The following is a 17134-nucleotide window of genomic DNA, read 5'->3' as shown; positions in this document are numbered from 1 at the left end:
CCGTTTCAACTGCGGTGGTAGGCAGGGAGGCATGGAGTTCACCCACCTCGGCCGCACCGGCCTGACCGTCTCACGTCTCTGCCTCGGCACCATGAACTTCGGGCCGCAGACCACCGAACCCGACTCGCACGCGATCATGGACAGCGCGCACGACGTCGGCATCAACTTCTTCGACACCGCCAACGGCTACGGCGGGCCCGACCACAAGGGCCGTACCGAGGAGATCGTCGGCAGCTGGTTCGCCTCGGGCGGCGGGCGTCGAGAGCGCACCGTGCTGGCCACCAAGGTCTACGGCGACATGGATCCCTGGCCCAACAACGGCAAGCTGTCCGCCCTCAACATCCGACGGGCTCTGGACGCCAGCCTGAAGCGGCTGCAGACGGACTACATCGACCTCTACCAGTTCCACCACGTCGACCGGGCCACCCCGTGGGACGAGATCTGGCAGGCCATCGACGTCGCCGTGGCGCAGGGCAAGATCCTCTACGCGGGCAGCAGCAACTTCGCGGGCTGGCACATCGCCCAGGCGCAGGAGGCAGCCGCCCGCCGCCACTCGTTCGGTCTGGTCAGCGAGCAGTCGCTCTACAACCTGATGGCCCGCACCATCGAGCTCGAGGTCATTCCCGCCGCCGAGCACTACGGCCTCGGCATCATCCCGTGGTCGCCGCTGCACGGCGGTCTGCTGGGTGGCGTGATCCGCAAGCAGAACGAGGGAGTGCGCCGTCTCGAGGGTCGGTCCGCGCAGACCCTGGCGGACCACCGTGACCAGGTCCAGGCGTACGAGGACCTGGCGGCCGACCTCGGCACCGAGCCCGCCGAGCTCGGTCTGGCCTGGCTGCTGAGCCGTCCCGCGGTCACCGCCCCGATCATCGGCCCCCGGACGGCCGATCAGCTCGACGGCGCCGTGCGGGCCGTGGAGCTGACGGTGGACCAGGCGACGCTGGACAAGCTGGACGAGATCTTCCCGGGGCACAAGACGGCCCCGGAGGACTACGCCTGGTGATCCCGGCCGGGAGCATCGCGGCCTAGCCGACGCGGAACGGATGCCTGTGCCCCCGACAGCGGGGACGGAGGCATCCGTTCCGGCGTCAGGAGGTCACGACCCCGAGGTAGGTCGGGCCCGCCGCTCGCGCGGCGGGCCCAGACGCAACTCCCCGATACTCACCGGCTCCCCAACCGGTGGGAGTACTGGACCGCTACCACGAGGACCCGTGGATCCTCATCGTCTCGATGCGCACTCCGCCTGAGACCGGCGGTACCACTCCCCCTGGATCGGCACGTCAGCACTGGCTCGGCAGTACGTTAGCCACCCAATCGTTCGGGTGTCGACAGAGAACGAGCCGATTGTCATTCATCGGCCATGGCATAAAGCGGACATAGCCCATGTCATGAAGCGGACACCGTCGTCGCCGGGCTCGGGATCGCCTTCTCCAGGCCCAGCAGCTCGCGGATCTCGTCGGCTCCGAACGCGGTGGACGCCAGTGAGTCACCGCCGAGCACGGCGTCGAAGAGGGCGCTCTTGCGCTGCTTCAGCGCCATCACCTTCTCCTCGATCGTGTCCTTGGCGACGAGCCGGTAGACCATCACCGGGCGGGTCTGCCCGATCCGGTGGGCCCGGTCCACAGCCTGCTGCTCCGCGGCCGGGTTCCACCACGGATCGAGGACGAAGCAGTAGTCGGCCTCGGTCAGGTTCAACCCGAAACCCCCCGCCCGCAGGCTGATCAGGAAGACTCCTGCGTCCCCCCGCCGGAAGCCGTCGATCACCGCCTGCCGGTCCGCCGTGCTCCCGTCCAGGTACGCGGTCGTCAGGCCGGCGGCGGTCAGCCGGTCCCGAACCCGGCGCAGGTAGCCGGTGAACTGGCTGAAGACCAGGGCCCGGTGCCCTTCCTGCACCACCTCACCGAGCATCTCCACCAAGGTCTCGGTCTTGCTGGCGGCCACCCCCTCGTGCTGGTCGTCGACCAGCACCGGGTCCAGGGCCAGCTGCCGCAGCAGGGTGAGGGAGCGCAGGATGGTGAACCGGTTGTCGTCCAGGTCGTCGATCAGGCCGAGCACCTTCTGCCGCTCACGCTGCAGATGCGTCTGGTAGACCCTGGCGTGCTTCGGCTGGAGGGTCACCTCGAGGACCTGCTCCTGCTTGGGGGGGAGCTCGGCGGCGACGAGGTCCTTGGTCCGGCGCAGCACCAGCGGCGCGATCCGACGGCGCAGCTGAGCCAGTCGGAGCCCGTCCCCGTCCCGCTCGATCGGTCGCAGGTAGTACTCGGTGAACCGCTCGGCGCTGGGGAACAGACCGGGGGCGGTGAGCGAGAGCATCGACCACAGGTCCATCAGGCTGTTCTCCACCGGGGTGCCGGTGATGGCCAGCTTCATCCGCGCCGGCACCAGCCGCGCCGCCTGGTAGGTCTTCGCCCGGTGGTTCTTGACGAACTGCGCCTCGTCCAGGATCAGGCCGCTCCAGGTCTGCTCCGCGTACGCCGTCTGATCGATCCGCAGCAGGGCGTACGACGTGACCACGAGGTCGGCACCGGTGGCCTCCTCGACGAGAGGTCGACGCCGCTTCGCCTGCGAGCGGGTCACTGCGTGCACCCGGAGCCCAGGGGTGAACCGTGCCGCCTCGGTCGCCCAGGTCGTCACCACGCTCGTCGGAGCAACCACCAGGAACGGCGGCGCGGCGGGCTCCTCCGCACGGGCCGCCGCGATCATGGCCAGGGTCTGGACCGTCTTCCCGAGTCCCATGTCATCGGCCAGGACGCCACCCAGCCGGTGGCGCCACAGCCCGGTCAGCCAGCGGAACCCGTCCCGCTGGTAGGGCCGCAGCTCCGCGCGCAGTCCCGCGGGCACGGCCTCCGCACGCCGCTCCGGCTCCGGTTGCGACGCGGCCGGGTCGAGCGGTGAGGCCGTCCCGCCCGGGGGCCACGGGGTCCCGCCCGGCGGGCTCGGGTGGGGCTCGGGATCAGCGACGTCCGGCCTCGCCAGCGCGCGCACCGCCGCCTGCCAGGCGTCGGCCTGCTCCAGCACGACCGCCACCTGGCTCAGCTCGTCCCACAGGGCAGTCTGCACCCGGCTCAGCCGCAGCTCCTCCGGGCGGTCGCGATCCTGCAAGGACCGGGCCTCCTCGATCAGCTCCCGCAGCCGGTCCAGGGCCGGGTTGTCCAACGGGACGTACACGCCGGTCTCCAGCACCAGGAACTCCGCCCCCTGGCTGAGCGCGACGAACAGCTCCTCGAAGCCGACCAGCTCGCCGTCGACCCGGACCTGGATGTGCAGGTCGAACCAGTCGCTGGTCTCGGTCGCGGTGGTCGAGACCGTCACCTCCGGGTCCTGCTGGGCCGGCCGGTAGTCGACGACGTCACCGGTGGTCTCGACCACCACCCCCTGATCGACCAGACGGGGCAGCACGTCGTGCACGAACCGGGCGGCGTGGGCGTCGCCGAGCAGGGCGTGCGCCGCCGGCCGACGGGGCCGGTCCGGGTCAGCCAGCTGCGGGAGCTCGTCGTAGGGGAGCTCGAGACCGGCCAGCAGCTCCCGCTCGACCACCACGTCCCGCAGCTCACCCGAGAGCAGCGGGGACTCGTCGACCCCGACCCGCCGCCACCCGTCGCCCTGGCGGTAGCGCACCGACCAGTCAAGCCGGACCCGGTGCTCGGCCCGGAAGCCGACCGCGAGCACGATCTGCGGCACCGCGGCGCTCGGGAGCTCGAGACCCTCGTCTCGGGTCACCACCGGCACGGCACGTCGCAGCACGGGCAGGAAGTCGGTGAGGAACCGCTGCCTGTCCGACGCCGGTACGTCCAGCGTGGCGCGCTGCTCGACGAGTCGGCGCAGCTCGGTGGGCAGGGAGCGGTCCAGCCGGGCCAGCACGATGTCGCGGGGGCCGCCGGGCACCCCGGGCGCCGCCAGCCAGTACGCCCCGTGGGCGGGATCGCCGAGCAACCCGAAGGTGGGGTCGCCGGTCGCGGTGGCCTCGAACAGCTCGGCCGGCGCCCACGCCTCGCTCGGCAGCGCGACAGCGCCCGTGAGACCGCCGTCCGTGGTCGACCGCAGCTCCAGGCGAACACCCACCCGCTCGTCCAGCAGGACCGGGGGTCCCGACTTCTCCGTGACCAGCGTCAGTCCCACGCGCCCGGCCTGGTCGATCAGCCCCCAGAAGGAGGTCGACACCTCACCCAGCGTCAGCCAGGCCGACCGCGGACTGGCGTACCGGGCCGCCGAACCGGCAGCGGCCCGGAACTGCCGGAGCAGGTCCTGCACGTCCGGCGACAGCTCGTCGGAGGGGTAGTCCAGGTCGGACCAGGACACCCCCGAGTAGACCCAGCGGTTCCGCTGCCCCCGGCGTACCGGCCGCATCACCAGCCGGGCCGGCGGCTGGAACCCCCCGTACGCACGACCGACGTCGACGGCGAGCTCCAACCCGACCTCGACCGGCTCGACCGGGACCGGGGGGACCTCACGGACCAGCCGGGTGACCAGGCCCTCCCAGGCCGGCCGGGCGGAACGGGCATCGGCCGCCAGCTGCGCCCGGGCCGTGAACATGACCGCCGCCGCGTGCTTGCAGTCGCGGACCACCGGACAGGTGCAGGTGGCGCGATGGCCCGTGGCGTCGGCGGCCTCCACCAGCTCGACGAGCACCAGATACCGCTTCCGGTCGCTGCCCACGATCTGGCCGCTCACGGTCAGCTGCTCGGCGTCGACCCGGACGTCCTGGACGTGGCCGTTGCGGGCGTACACCATCCCGCGCGCGAACGCCTCGTGACCGACCATCGCGATGATGGCGTCGTTGGAGAGGAGCCGGACCCACATGGGCCGGATGCTAGCTCCGGCCTACGACAGTCGTCGGTCGTCGCTCGACTCCTACCCGTCAGCGAGGTCGGCGACGGTGGCGGCGGCGCCGCGGGTGTGGAGGGAGTCGAGGGCGCGGAGATAGGCCTCGGCGAAGCGCGGTTGGTCCGCGAGGTCGCCGAAGAGGTCGGGGTCGCGGACGAAGGCGAGGGGGTCCTCGCCGTGACGGTTGGCGGCGGCGGTCCTGTCGTCGGCGATCCGGTCGACCACGGTGATGGGCTGCCCGGTCTCGTCGACGCCCTCGGCGTAGCGGGCCCAGCCGGCCACGATCGCGGCGGACACGTCGATCTCCCCGCCCGAGGCGAGGTTGGCCCTGATCACCGGCACCAGCCACTTGGGGATGCGGTCGGACGACTCGGCCGCGAGCCGGGCGACGGTGTCCCGCACCTCGGCGTTGCCGAACCGCTCGATCAAGGTGTCGGTGTAGGCCGTCAGGTCGATGCCGGGCACCGGGGGCAGTGTCGGGATCCCCTCCCGTCGCATGTAGCGCCGCAGGTAGGAGGCGAAGACCGGGTCACGGGCGGCGTCGTGGACGTAGCGGTACCCCATCAGGTAGCCGAGGTAGGCGACAGCCTGGTGACCCGCGTTGAGCAGCCGGAGCTTCATCAGCTCGTACGGCTCCACCTCCGGCACCAGCTGCACGCCCGCGTCCTGCCACGCCGGACGACCTGCGACGAACTCGTCCTCCAGCACCCACTGGAAGAACGGCTCGGCGACCACCGGCCACGCATCAGCCACCCCGAACCGCTCGCCGATCTGCGCCACGTCCTCGGCGGTGGTGGCGGGGGTGATCCGGTCGACCATCCCGTTGGGGAAGGCCACCTCGGTCTCGATCCAGGCGGCCAGACCCGGGTCCAGTGCGCGGGCGTAGGAGGTGAGGGCCCGCCGGGCCACCTCGCCGTTGCCCGGGATGTTGTCGCAGGACATCAGGGTGAAGGCCCCGACGCCGCGGTCGCGGCGGCGGCGCAGTCCCTCCACCACCAACCCGAACGTGGTGGCCGGCGGCGCCTCGCCGGTGAGGTCGGCGGCCACCGCCGGGTTGGTGAGATCGAACGCCCCCGTCGTGGGCGAGAAGTTGTAGCCCCCCTCGGTCACCGTCAGCGACACGATCCGGGTCGCCGGGTCGGCCAGGCGCTCGAGCACCGCCTCCGGATCGTCCGGGGCGAACAGGTACGCCGCGATGGAGCCGATCACCCGAGCCGACCAGGACCCGTCGGGCGACTTCTCGACCAGGGTGTAGCAGCCGTCCTGGGCGGCCATCACCTGCTGCATCCGACGGTCGCCCGGCAGCAGACCGATGCCGCAGATCCCCCACTCGTACGCCTGCCCCTGCCGCAGCAACCGGTCGACCGCCAGCGCCTGGTGAGCCCGGTGGAAGCCGCCCACGCCGATGTGCACGATGCCGATCTCGATCCGCGAGCGGTCGTAGTCGGGCAGCTGCACGTCGGGGGTGGCGGTGGCGAACGCGTCATCAGCACTCATCCACGGCACGGTAGTCCTCCGCCTTCGGGTGCCCGCACTCCCCCAGGACCCGCACTCCCCCACGTCCGGGGGTGCCGGGGCCCGTGGCAGAGTGGGAGCCGACGTCGGCGGGACGCCATCTTCGGCCTCTGTTCCCGGGGCCGTCCCACTCAACGAGGAGGATCGATGACTGAATCGACGCAGCCCAGCGAGGGCACCGACGAGCTCGAGGGTCCGGCCGACGGCGGCGCCAACGGCGTGCCCGGCATGCACGACGGCGGAGCCGACGGTGGCGCCGACAGCGGAGCCGAAGGCCCGGCCGACGGTGGCGCCGGCGGCGTGCCCGGCCAGCACGACGGCGGAGCCGATGGCGGCGCCGACAGCGGAGCCGAAGGCCCGGCCGACGGTGGCGCCAGCGGTGTCCCCGGCCAGCACGACGGCGGAGCCGATGGTGGCGCTGACGGTGGCGCCGACGGCGGGGCTGATGGCGGCGCAGACGGCAGCGTCTAGCCCGCAGACCCCGGCGCTCGCGCGCCTGATCGGGATCGACGTCGAGGAGTTCGCCCGGGAGTACTGGGGCCGGCAGGCCCTGCTGACCCCGGCCGGAGCCGCCACCACCGGCTCCGGGTTCGCCGATCTCCTCGACGCCGATGCCGTCGACGAGCTGGTCTCGGAGCGGGGGCTGCGGACACCGTTCCTGCGGGTCGCCCGCGACGGCTCGACGCTGGCCGATGCCAGCTTCACCGCGCCGGGCGGCGTGGGTGCGTCCATCGGCGACCAGGTGAGCGACGACCAGCTCGTCCGCCTGTTCGCCGACGGGGCGACCATGGTTCTGCAGGCCCTGCACCGCGTCTGGCCCCCGGTGCTCGCGTTCACCCAGCAGCTGGCCGCCGACCTCGGCCATCCTGTCCAGGCGAACGCCTACGTGACGCCGCCGCAGAACCAGGGGTTCAGCAACCACTACGACGTGCACGACGTCTTCGTGCTGCAGGTCACCGGCGAGAAGCGCTGGGTCATCCACGCCCCGGTGCACGCTTCGCCGCTCCGGCACCAGCCCTGGACCGATCGGCGCCGCTCGGTGGAGCGCCGTGCCGCCGAGACTCCCCTGATCGACACGGTCCTGCGGCCGGGCGACGTGCTCTATCTCCCGCGCGGCTTCCTGCACGCCGCGACCGCGCTCGGCGGGGTCAGCACCCACCTCACGCTGGGCGTGCACACCTGGACCCGCTACGGCGTGGCCGAGCAGCTGATCCAGCACGCGTTGCGGACGGTGGCGGGCGACCCGGAGGCCCGCAGCTCACTCCCGCTCGGCGTCGACGTGGCCGACCCCACCGCGCTGGTCGCCGAGGTCGAGCTGGTGCGCGAGAAGCTCGTCGACGCGCTCGAGAACACCGAGATCGACGCCGTCGCCGCCGCCTTCGCGCCGCTGGCCCGCGCGGGCCAGCGAGCCGCACCGGTGGGCCCCCTGCGTCAGCTGCGCGCCGCCGACGAGCTCACCGACGACACCCCCGTGACGGTGCGGGCTCATCTGGCCGGCACGCTGCACGAACGACCCGACGGCGGGCTCACGATCTCCGGCCGCGGGGGGCAGACCACCGTGACCGCCGCCGAGCGCGAAGCGTTCCTCGACTGGTGGAAGATCGGCAGTGGCACGGCCGGCGAGCTCGGGATCGGTTTGGCGCGCCGTCTGCTCCTGACCGGGCTGGCCGTCGCCGGGTGACGACGCCGACCTTCCGCTGCGCCGACGCTGCCCGGGAACGTCGCGACCCTCCGGTGGGCACCGCTCCCCTCGCGTCGTCCTTCCTGCTGATCGAGCATCCCGGACCGTGGCGCTTCGACGCACTGACCGGCGCCGGCTGGTCGACCGAGGTGGTGGCCGCGTTGACCGCGGCCATTCGCGCGAGCCGGAGCCGGCTGCTCCTCATCCGTCGGCCGGGTCGGCGGGTTCCCTCCGACCGCCGGAGCTGGGCCGTCACCCGGGTCGGTGGGACGACCACCTGGGGCAGCTGGCGACGGGAGGATGACCTGCTCGTCGCCGCAGACACCCTGGCGGGCGCGAGTTCTGCGGCTGGCGCGGTGTCCGAGGACCCGCTGCTGCTGGTCTGCGCGCACGGTCAGCACGACACCTGCTGCGCGCTCCGAGGTCGTCCGGTGGCCGCCGCCCTCGCCGCTCACTGGCCCGAGGCCACCTGGGAGTGCAGCCACGTCGGCGGTGACCGCTTCGCCGCGAACCTGGTGACGCTGCCGGACGGCACCTACTACGGCGATCTCGACGCCGGGTCCGCCGTCGACGTGGTGCGCGGCCACCTCGACGGGCGGCTCGCTGCGAACCATCTCCGGGGGTCGGTCCGCTGGCCCCCGCCGGCCCAGGCCGCCATCGGTGAGATCCACCGCCGGCACGGTCCGTACGGTCCCGGTGACGTGCGCGCCGACGGCTGGTCGACCCCTGAGCCGGGCCGCTGGCGGGTCGCAGCCTCGGCCTCGGATGGACGTCGCTGGCAGGTGGAGGTGTGGTCCCGCCGCCGCGAGGCCGCCCGGCTCACCTGCGCGGCCACGCAGGACACCTTCGCCATGACGTACGAGGTCGCTGGCGTCGAGGCGATGGATCCCGTGGGTAGGTGAGATCACGATTGTGTGAGATCACGATTGCGTAACGCCTCCGGGAGGCCGGAAGTCGAATCGTTGCGGGCCTCCGCAACTCCGCACAACGGTTTGCGCCTCAGATAGCCGGGGTATGCGCTTGCCGACTGTGCCGCGCCTGTGAACAGGCTTGCCGAGAGATTTGTGCGCGACGGACCGGAAACCCAGAAGACCTGCGCGAATCGACCCTCCGTGTGGCACGCTTAGCCCTGGCTGCTTGTCCCGGGGGCACGACGGCCACACCACCTGACGACACACCCGCCTCACCCGCTGGACTGTTGTCATCCACCACGCGGGTCAGGGGCGCCACCGGCACCCCGGGGGAGAAGTGAAGTGAGGAACGGGGCCATGAAGCGACTGCTGACCACCCTGCTGGTCGCGATCTGCGGCGCAGGATTGATGGGCACCTATCTGGTGCCGACGGCGCAGGCCGCGCCCTACACACCCAAGACCGGGGTGGTGTTCAACAACGCCGCGGGGAACAAGACCGCCGAGCGTCGGGCCCAGACGGTCTTGGACAAGACCATCTCCGCTGTCCCGGGCTGCAACCCGGCGGCCGGTTGCAAGCAACGACAGACGATCACCATGGCGATGTACCTGTTCAGCCAGAAGTCGACAGCTGACCGCCTCATCGCCGCCCACAAGCGAGGCGTCAACGTGCACTTCCTGGTAGACAACGGCGCCGAAGGCGCCCAGCTCAAGCGCCTGAGGAAGGCCCTGGGCACCAGCAAGAAGAACCGCAGTTACGTGGTGACCTGCAGCCGCGGTGGCTGCATGTCGAACTACCCGTACGCCACCATCCACGGCAAGTACTACTTGTTCTCCCAGGTGGGCGCAGCCAAGAACGTGTCGATCATCAGCTCGGCCAACCCCCACCGAGTCAACATCTACAACAGCTTCAACAACTCGCACACGATCGTCGAGGGAAGCAAGCCCGACCTCTACAACCGGCTGATGACCTACTTCAACGACATGACGACAAACCGTCAGGACCACCTCTACGGAAACAACAAGAACACGACGAACGGTCCGTTCACGCTGTACATCTACCCGCAGAGGCGCATCGTGGGCGGAAAGCAGTATCCGATCATCCAGTACCTGGACGTACTCAACACGGTGCAGTGCAGGACCACGCTGGGCAGCGGCGGTCGAACGGTGGTGCGGATGAACATGTGGGGCTTCACCAACCCGCGGATGGACGTGGCCAAGAAGCTGTGGTCGCTGCACAACGCCGGCTGCAAGGTCGACGTCACCCTCAACCGGGGCCGCGCGAGCCGGACGATCATGCGCCAGCTGCTCGCGAAATCCTCGCGCTACGGCCAGATGGTGGTCGAGGACGCCTGGCGGGACACCAACCGCAACGACTACGGCGAGCAGTACACCCACCACAAGTCCCTCATCATCAACGGCCGCTTGAAGCTCGACGGCAAGGTCGTGGATCAGCGCGTGGTCTGGACCGGGTCGCAGAACCTGACCAGCAACGGCTCGCTGTACAACGACGACATGGTCCTGCGGGTCGTCGGCACCGGCTACTACAACGCTTACAGCGCGAACTTCAGCTACATCCAGAAGAAGTCGAAGCGGCTGCGCTCCACCCCGCCGCCGATCGTGCTGAAGAGCAAGCGTGAGGACGCACGCTCGCTGACGCCCGACCAGAACGTCGAGCGCCAGGCCGAGCTCAACGAAGGCGGTTAGGCCTTCCCAGCTCCACACCTCACCGACGCCCGGTGACCCCTCGCGGGTCGCCGGGCGTTCGTGCGTCACCGACCGGAGCCAGGACACTCGCCCAGGTAATCGCTCATGTGTTTGAATGCACGCATGCGCTGGGATGCCCAACGACTCGAGAACGTGGACGATGCCGCCTCACCCCTGCCCGGCCTGCCGTCGGTGGCTAACCTCGTGCGGTCCGTCCAGACTCCCGAGTTCGCCGGTCTGACGTTCCACGAGGTGCTCGCCAAGTCCGCGCTCAACCAGGTCCCGTCCGCTGCTGCGGTGCCGTTCTCGTGGACCGTCAACCCGTACCGCGGTTGCAGCCACGCCTGCACCTACTGCTTCGCCCGGCGCACCCACAGCTATCTTCAGCTGGGCACCGGCACCGACTTCGACACCCAGATCGTGGTCAAGATCAACGTCGTCGAGCGGTTGCGCCAGGAGCTGGCCCGGGCATCCTGGCGCCACGAACCCGTGGCGCTGGGCACCAACACCGATCCCTACCAGCGGGCCGAGGGTCGCTACCGGCTGATGCCGGGGATCGTCCGCGCGCTGGCGGACTCCGGGACCCCGTTCTCCATCCTGACCAAGGGCACCACCCTGCGGCGCGACCTGTCGCTGCTGACAGCCCTGGCCGACCGGGTGCCGATCGGGATCGGGATCTCGCTGGCCCTGCTCGACGACGAGCTCCACGACGTCATCGAGGCGGGGACCCCGGGCCCGCGCGCTCGACTCTCTCTGATCCGGGCGATCGCCGACGCCGGACTCCCCTGCCAGGTCCTGGTCGCCCCGGTGCTCCCCCTGCTCACCGACAGCGACGCACAGCTCGACGCGCTGCTGGGACGGATCGCGAGCGCCGGCGCCACCAGCGCCACCGTCTTCGCCCTGCATCTGCGACCGGGCGCGCGGGAGTGGTTCTGGGCGTTCCTGGGACGTCACCGGCCCGCGCTGATCGAGCCGTACCAGGAGCTCTACGGTCAGGGCAGCTACGTGCTGCGGTCGTACGCCTCCTATCTCGCCCGCCGAGCAGCACCGCTGCTGCGCCGCCACGGACTGGCCGGACCGCAGGTGCTGCGGCTGCCGACGCCACCGCCGACTGCGACACAGCCCGCGCAGGCGACCCTCTTCTGACCGCGGGCGACGACGTGTCGGCGCCGGGACGTAGGGTCAGGGGGTGAGCAAGCTGGACGCCCAGAGGGCGATGCGCGAAGCCCGGTACGCCGCCCGGAACAGCAGCGGTCCGACCCGCCGGGAGGCAGCCGCGGGCGAGGCCGGAACTGCATCGCCGGCACGCGAGCCCGAGACCTCGACGAAGCACAAGCGGACCCCGAAGGCGGCGTCGGAGGCGGCAACAGCGCCCACCGACCAGGGTCAGCTGTGCGGTCACACCTCCATGAACGGCCGCAGCTGCACCCGGCCGGCCGGGCACAGCGAGAAGAGCCACCGCTATGGCTGAGGGGTGCGCGTCGGGTCGGGATCGGCGGTGACCGACGACCCGGCCCCTGCGACATCAGCTGTGTGCTGCTCCACGGTGAGCAGGGCAGCTCCCAACGCGACCCGCTGACCGGCGGAGACGGCCACGGCACTGACCACCCCGGCGAAGGGCGCGCGCACCGCGAGCTCCATCTTCATCGCCTCCACCGTGGCCAGGATCTGGTCGGCTGCCACCTCCTCCCCCACCGTCACCCGGACGTCGACGACGACACTCGGCATCGGCGCCGTCAGCAGCCCGTCCGCCCGGGTCGCGGCGTCCTCGCCGTCCGGGCGCGGGCGGGAGAACACGAATCGCTGGCCGTGCCAGGCGACCTCGACGTCATCGGGGCCGACCAGGACGGCCGCCGCCCCGTCCGACACGGCCCCGTCCGAAACGGCCGCTTCCGCCCCGGTCCGGCCCGCCCCGGCCCCGCGATGATCCGGCGGCACCTCGACGCGCACGTCCGCCGCCGGGTCGTGCGGGTCGGCCAGCGCCACGATGGTCGGGGCGGGCGGAGCGCCGAGACGCCAGCCGTCCGCCCGGAAGGCCCCGGCGCCGGCCCGCTCCCCGATCTGCGCGGCGAGGGCCCCGGCCGCAACCCGGCGGGCGTCGCCGCCGTCCGGGCGGGTCAACGGGGTCCGGTCCAGCCAGGCGACGTCGATCGAGGCGTCGACGTAGCGGGGATGACTCGCCAGCTCGCGCAGGAACCCGGCGTTGGTGGTCAGCCCGAGGATGGCGGTGTCGTCCAGAGCCGCCACCAGCCGACGCCGGGCCGTCTCCCGGTCCGGCCCGACGGCGATGATCTTGCCGAGCATCGGGTCGAAGTCGGTGGTGACGCTTTGCCCGCTGTCCAGGGCCTGGTCGACCCGGATCCCCGGTCCCGAGGGCCATCGGACCAGGCCGGCGGTGCCGGCCTGCGGCAGGAAGCCCCCGTACGGGTCCTCCGCGTAGACCCGGGCCTCGATGGCGTGCCCGTGCGGGCCGAGGTCGCCGACGTCGAGAGTCAGCGGCTGACCGGCCGCCACCCGCAGCTGCTGCTCCACCAGGTCGAGGTCGCCGCAGATGGCCTCGGTGACGGGGTGCTCGACCTGCAGACGGGTGTTCATCTCCAGCAGGGAGAAGGCCCCGATGTCGGCATCCAGCAGGAACTCGACGGTGCCGGCGTTGACGTAGCCGACTGCCGCGGCCAGGGCGATCGCAGCGTCGGTGATCGCGGTCCGGGTGCCGGCCGGCAGGCCGGGCGCGGGGGCTTCCTCCATCACCTTCTGGTGTCGACGCTGGGCTGAGCAGTCCCGCTCGTGCAGAGCCAGCACCCGTCCGTGGGCATCGGCCAGGATCTGCACCTCGATGTGCCGACCGCGCTCGACGTAGCGCTCGATCAGCAGGGTGTCATCGCCGAAGGCGGCGGCCGCCTCCCGGCCGGCGGCCGCGAGCGCCTCGGGCAGCTCGGCCGCGGACCGGACGATCCGCATGCCCTTGCCCCCGCCCCCGGCAGCCGCCTTGACCAGCACCGGGAACACCAGCCGGTCCGGCGGGGTGTCCAGCGCGTACGCCGGCAGCACCGGCACCCCGGCCGCCACCGCCACCTCCCGGGCGGCGTCCTTGCGACCCATCTGCTCCATCGCGCTCGCCGGCGGCCCGATCCAGACCAGACCCGCCCGCTCGACGGCCCGGGCGAAGTCGGCCCGCTCAGAGAGGAAGCCGTAGCCGGGGTGCACGGCGTCCGCCCCGCTGGCCCGGGCGGCGGCCACCACCGCGTCGACGTCCAAGTAGCCCGGGATGCGGACCGCCTGGTCGGCAGTACGGACGTGCGGCGCACCGGTGTCGGGGTCGGCGAAGACGGCGACACCGCGGATCCCCAGCCGACGGCAGGTCCGCAGCACCCGGACGGCGATCTCGCCCCGGTTGGCGACCAGCACGGAGCCGATCACAGCGGTCAGATCGTCCATGATCACATCCGGAAGACACCGTAGGCGGGTGCCGGGATCTCCACCCCGGCAGCGATCTCGAGCCCCATACCCAGCACCCGGCGGGTGTCGCGCGGATCGATCACGCCGTCGTCCCACAGCCGGGCGGTCGAGTAGTAGGGGGAGCCCTGGCGCTCGTACTGCTCCTTGATGGGCGTGGTGAACGCCTGCTCCTCGACGTCGGACCACGACTGGCCGGCGGCCTCCAGACCGTCGCGGCGCACCGTGGCCAGCACCGCGGCGGCCTGCTCGCCGCCCATCACCGAGATCCGGGCGTTGGGCCACAACCAGAGGAACCGGGGGTCGTACGCCCGTCCGCACATGGCGTAGTTGCCCGCACCGAAGGAGCCGCCGATCACCACGGTGAGCTTGGGCACCACGGAGCAGGCGACGGCGGTGACGAGCTTGGCGCCGTCCTTGGCGATGCCCGCGGCCTCGTACTCGCGACCGACCATGAACCCGGAGATGTTCTGCAGGAAGACCAGGGGGATGCCGCGCTGGTTGCACAGCTCGACGAAGTGCGCCCCCTTCAACGCCGACGCGGAGAACAGGATGCCGTTGTTGGCCACGATGCCCACCCGATGGCCCCAGATCGAGGCGAAGGCGCACACCAGGGTCTCGCCGTAGAGTCGCTTGAACTCGTGCCACCGGCTGCCGTCGACGATCCGTCGGATCACCTCACGGACGTCGTACGGGGTTCGTGAGCTCACCGGCACCACGTCCAGCAGGCCGGCCGGGTCCTCGCGCGGCTCCTCGACGGTGGCGTGATCACGATCCTGGTCCCGGCCGGCGACCGGGGGCTCGGGCAGCGTGGCGATGATCGAGCGGACGATGTCCAGCGCGTGGGCGTCGTCGGTGGCGAGGTGGTCGACCACCCCGGAGGTCCGAGCGTGCACGTCCCCGCCGCCGAGCTCCTCGGCCGACACCACCTCCCCCGTGGCGGCCTTCACCAGCGGGGGCCCGCCCAGGAAGATCGTGCCCTGCCCCCGGACGATCACCGACTCGTCGGACATCGCCGGGACGTACGCCCCTCCGGCCGTGCAGGAACCCATCACCGCAGCGATCTGCGGGATGCCACGGGCCGACAGGTTGGCCTGGTGGAAGAAGATCCGGCCGAAGTGGTCACGGTCGGGGAAGACCTCGTCCTGCAGGGTCAGGAAGGCCCCGCCGGAGTCGACCAGGTAGACGCAGGGCAGCCGGTTGGCCGCTGCGATCTCCTGGGCCCGTAGGTGCTTCTTCACCGTCAGCGGGTAGTAGGTGCCGCCCTTGACGGTGGCGTCGTTGGCCACGACCAGGCACAGCCGGCCCTCGATCCGGCCGACACCGGTGACGATGCCGGCGCTCGGCACGGCGTACTCGCCGCCGTAGAGGTCGTAGGCCGCCAGGGCCCCCACTTCCAGGAAGGGGCTGCCCGGGTCGAGCAGCCGGTCGACCCGGTCCCGGACCAGCAGCTTGCCCCGCCCGGTGTGCTTGGCCCGGGCTGCTTCGGTGCCGCCGCGACGGACCTCGGCGAGTCGCTCGCGCAGCTCGGAGACCAGCGCCACCATCGACGCGGGCGCCGACCGCTCGCCGGTGGGCTCCGACGTCATCCGGTCACCAGGGCGGGTTCGGTCTTGCTCCGGACCTCGTCCGCGCTGACCCCGGGGGCCAGCTCGACGATGATCAACGGGCCGCCGTCGGCCGGGATGTCGATCACCGCCAGGTCGGTGATGATCCGCTGCACGACGGCGCGACCCGTCAGCGGCAGCGAGCACGACTCGACGATCTTGAACGACCCGTCCTTGGCCACGTGCTCCATCAGCACGACCACCTTCTTCGCGCCGTGCACGAGGTCCATCGCGCCGCCCATGCCCTTGATCATCTTGCCGGGGATCATCCAGTTCGCGATGTCGCCGACGCGGGAGACCTGCATGGCGCCGAGGATGGCGGCGTCGATCTTGCCGCCCCTGATCATCCCGAAGGACAGCGCCGAGTCGAAGAACGACGCCCCGCGCCGGACGGTGACGGTCTCCTTGCCGGCGTTGATCAGGTCGGCGTCCTCCTCACCCTCGTACGGGTACGGCCCGACCCCGAGGATGCCGTTCTCCGACTGGAGCACCAGCTCGACGTCGTCGGGCACGAAGTTGGGCACCAGCGTCGGCAACCCGATGCCGAGGTTGACGTAGTCGCCGTCGACGAGCTCGGCCGCCGCCCGCGCGGCCATCTGCTCCCGCGTCCAGCTCATCGCGCCACCCCGGAGCGCGGCCGGACCGTCCGTCTCTCGATCCGCTTGTCCGACACCTGCGCCGGCGTCAGGGCGACCACCCGGTGCACGAAGACCCCGGGGGTGTGCACCTGGTTCGGATCGAGGGCACCGGGCTCCACCAGCTCCTCCACCTCGGCCACCGTGATCCGACCGCACATGGCGGCCAGCGGGTTGAAGTTGCGGGCGGAGTCGCGGAACACCAGGTTGCCGTGCCGGTCCCCTCGCCAGGCCCGCACGAGACCGAAGTCGGCGATGATCGCCCGCTCGAGCACGAACTCCTTCGCCCCCTCGGGGGTCTCGAAGGTCTGGGTCTGCTTGGCCGGGGAGGCGATCGCGATCGAGCCGTCGGCGGCGTACCGCCACGGCAGTCCCCCCTCCGCGACCTGGGTGCCGACCCCGCTGGCGGTGAAGAAGGCGGGGATGCCGGAGCCGCCTGCGCGCATCCGCTCGGCCAGGGTCCCCTGTGGCGTGAGCTCGACCTCCAGCTCGCCGGACAGGTACTGCCGGGCGAACTCCTTGTTCTCGCCGACGTAGCTGGCCACCACGCGTCGCAGTCGGCCCGCGCCGAGCAGCAGTCCGAGGCCCCAGTCGTCCACCCCGGCGTTGTTGGAGATGACCTCCAGCCGGTCGGTGCCCGCCTGGAAGACGGCGTCGATGAGGGTCGAGGGGATGCCGCAGAGTCCGAACCCACCGACGGCCAGCGACGAACCCGGCGCGATGTCGGCGACAGCCTCCGCGGCGGAGTCGACCACCTTGTCCACGCTGCTCCCGTCGTCGATGACCCGTATCGGCAGTCAA

General features: G+C 71.5%; 13 protein-coding genes. 7 read left to right on the top strand and 6 right to left on the bottom strand.

The window, feature by feature from the left end:
* Positions 1 to 31 precede the first annotated feature (31 nt).
* Positions 32 to 1003 carry an aldo/keto reductase gene (locus ABD714_RS03760; protein WP_344810925.1) on the top strand — a complete coding sequence of 324 codons (972 nt, stop codon included), beginning with the start codon at positions 32 to 34 and terminating at the stop codon, positions 1001 to 1003.
* Between the two features lie 383 nt (positions 1004 to 1386).
* On the opposite strand, the gene ABD714_RS03755 is transcribed toward ABD714_RS03760, so the two are convergent.
* Positions 1387 to 4800 carry a DEAD/DEAH box helicase gene (locus tag ABD714_RS03755; protein WP_344810924.1) on the bottom strand — a complete coding sequence of 1138 codons (3414 nt, stop codon included), beginning with the start codon at positions 4798 to 4800 and terminating at the stop codon, positions 1387 to 1389.
* Positions 4801 to 4851: 51 nt separating this feature from the next.
* The gene (locus ABD714_RS03750; protein ID WP_344810923.1) at positions 4852 to 6321 is read right to left on the bottom strand and encodes a mannitol dehydrogenase family protein; all 1470 of its coding nucleotides are present in this window, start codon (positions 6319 to 6321) and stop codon (positions 4852 to 4854) included.
* Between the two features lie 165 nt (positions 6322 to 6486).
* On the opposite strand from ABD714_RS03750, the gene ABD714_RS03745 reads away from it, so the two are divergent.
* From ABD714_RS03745 to ABD714_RS03720, 6 genes are all read left to right on the top strand, one after another.
* Positions 6487 to 6810, top strand: a complete 324-nt coding sequence (locus ABD714_RS03745; RefSeq protein WP_344810922.1) for a hypothetical protein — start codon at positions 6487 to 6489, stop codon at positions 6808 to 6810.
* Positions 6749 to 8020 (top strand): cupin domain-containing protein, encoded by a 1272-nt coding sequence (locus ABD714_RS03740; RefSeq protein ID WP_344810921.1) that lies wholly within the window; start codon positions 6749 to 6751, stop codon positions 8018 to 8020. Before ABD714_RS03745 ends, ABD714_RS03740 begins: the two co-directional genes overlap by 62 nt.
* The gene (locus tag ABD714_RS03735; protein ID WP_344810920.1) at positions 8017 to 8922 is read left to right on the top strand and encodes a ferredoxin family protein; all 906 of its coding nucleotides are present in this window, start codon (positions 8017 to 8019) and stop codon (positions 8920 to 8922) included. The genes ABD714_RS03740 and ABD714_RS03735 overlap by 4 nt, the downstream gene beginning before the upstream one ends.
* 366 nt (positions 8923 to 9288) lie before the next feature.
* Positions 9289 to 10635: a phospholipase D-like domain-containing protein gene (locus ABD714_RS03730; RefSeq protein ID WP_344810919.1), complete on the top strand. Its 1347-nt coding sequence runs from the start codon at positions 9289 to 9291 to the stop codon at positions 10633 to 10635.
* A 123-nt stretch (positions 10636 to 10758) separates the two neighbouring features.
* The gene (locus ABD714_RS03725) at positions 10759 to 11781 is read left to right on the top strand and encodes an Rv2578c family radical SAM protein (RefSeq protein ID WP_344810918.1); all 1023 of its coding nucleotides are present in this window, start codon (positions 10759 to 10761) and stop codon (positions 11779 to 11781) included.
* A gap of 43 nt (positions 11782 to 11824) precedes the next feature.
* On the top strand, positions 11825 to 12106 hold the full coding sequence (locus tag ABD714_RS03720; RefSeq protein WP_344810917.1) for a hypothetical protein: 282 nt from the start codon (positions 11825 to 11827) through the stop codon (positions 12104 to 12106).
* Here ABD714_RS03720 and ABD714_RS03715 read toward each other — a convergent pair.
* From ABD714_RS03715 to ABD714_RS03700, 4 genes are read right to left on the bottom strand one after another with little or no spacing between them, the layout of a single operon-like run.
* A complete protein-coding gene (locus tag ABD714_RS03715) occupies positions 12097 to 14073 on the bottom strand; it encodes an acetyl/propionyl/methylcrotonyl-CoA carboxylase subunit alpha (RefSeq protein WP_344810916.1) in 1977 nt (658 codons plus the stop codon). The two genes, ABD714_RS03720 and ABD714_RS03715, sit on opposite strands and share 10 nt — an antisense overlap.
* Before the next feature lie 2 nt (positions 14074 to 14075).
* The gene (locus tag ABD714_RS03710; protein WP_344810915.1) at positions 14076 to 15680 is read right to left on the bottom strand and encodes a carboxyl transferase domain-containing protein; all 1605 of its coding nucleotides are present in this window, start codon (positions 15678 to 15680) and stop codon (positions 14076 to 14078) included.
* Positions 15677 to 16315 carry a CoA transferase subunit B gene (locus tag ABD714_RS03705; RefSeq protein ID WP_344810914.1) on the bottom strand — a complete coding sequence of 213 codons (639 nt, stop codon included), beginning with the start codon at positions 16313 to 16315 and terminating at the stop codon, positions 15677 to 15679. Before ABD714_RS03705 ends, ABD714_RS03710 begins: the two co-directional genes overlap by 4 nt.
* Positions 16312 to 17097, bottom strand: coding sequence for a CoA transferase subunit A (locus tag ABD714_RS03700; RefSeq protein WP_344810913.1), 786 nt, complete (start codon positions 17095 to 17097; stop codon positions 16312 to 16314). The genes ABD714_RS03705 and ABD714_RS03700 overlap by 4 nt, the downstream gene beginning before the upstream one ends.
* Between the last annotated feature and the right edge of the window lie 37 nt (positions 17098 to 17134).

Origin of the sequence: Microlunatus aurantiacus, assembly GCF_039536605.1 — a bacterium.
In the GTDB taxonomy this organism is placed as follows: domain Bacteria; phylum Actinomycetota; class Actinomycetes; order Propionibacteriales; family Propionibacteriaceae; genus Microlunatus; species Microlunatus aurantiacus.
The sequence above is the reverse complement of the archived record's forward strand: the minus strand, read 5'-3'. Positions and strand labels throughout refer to the sequence as shown.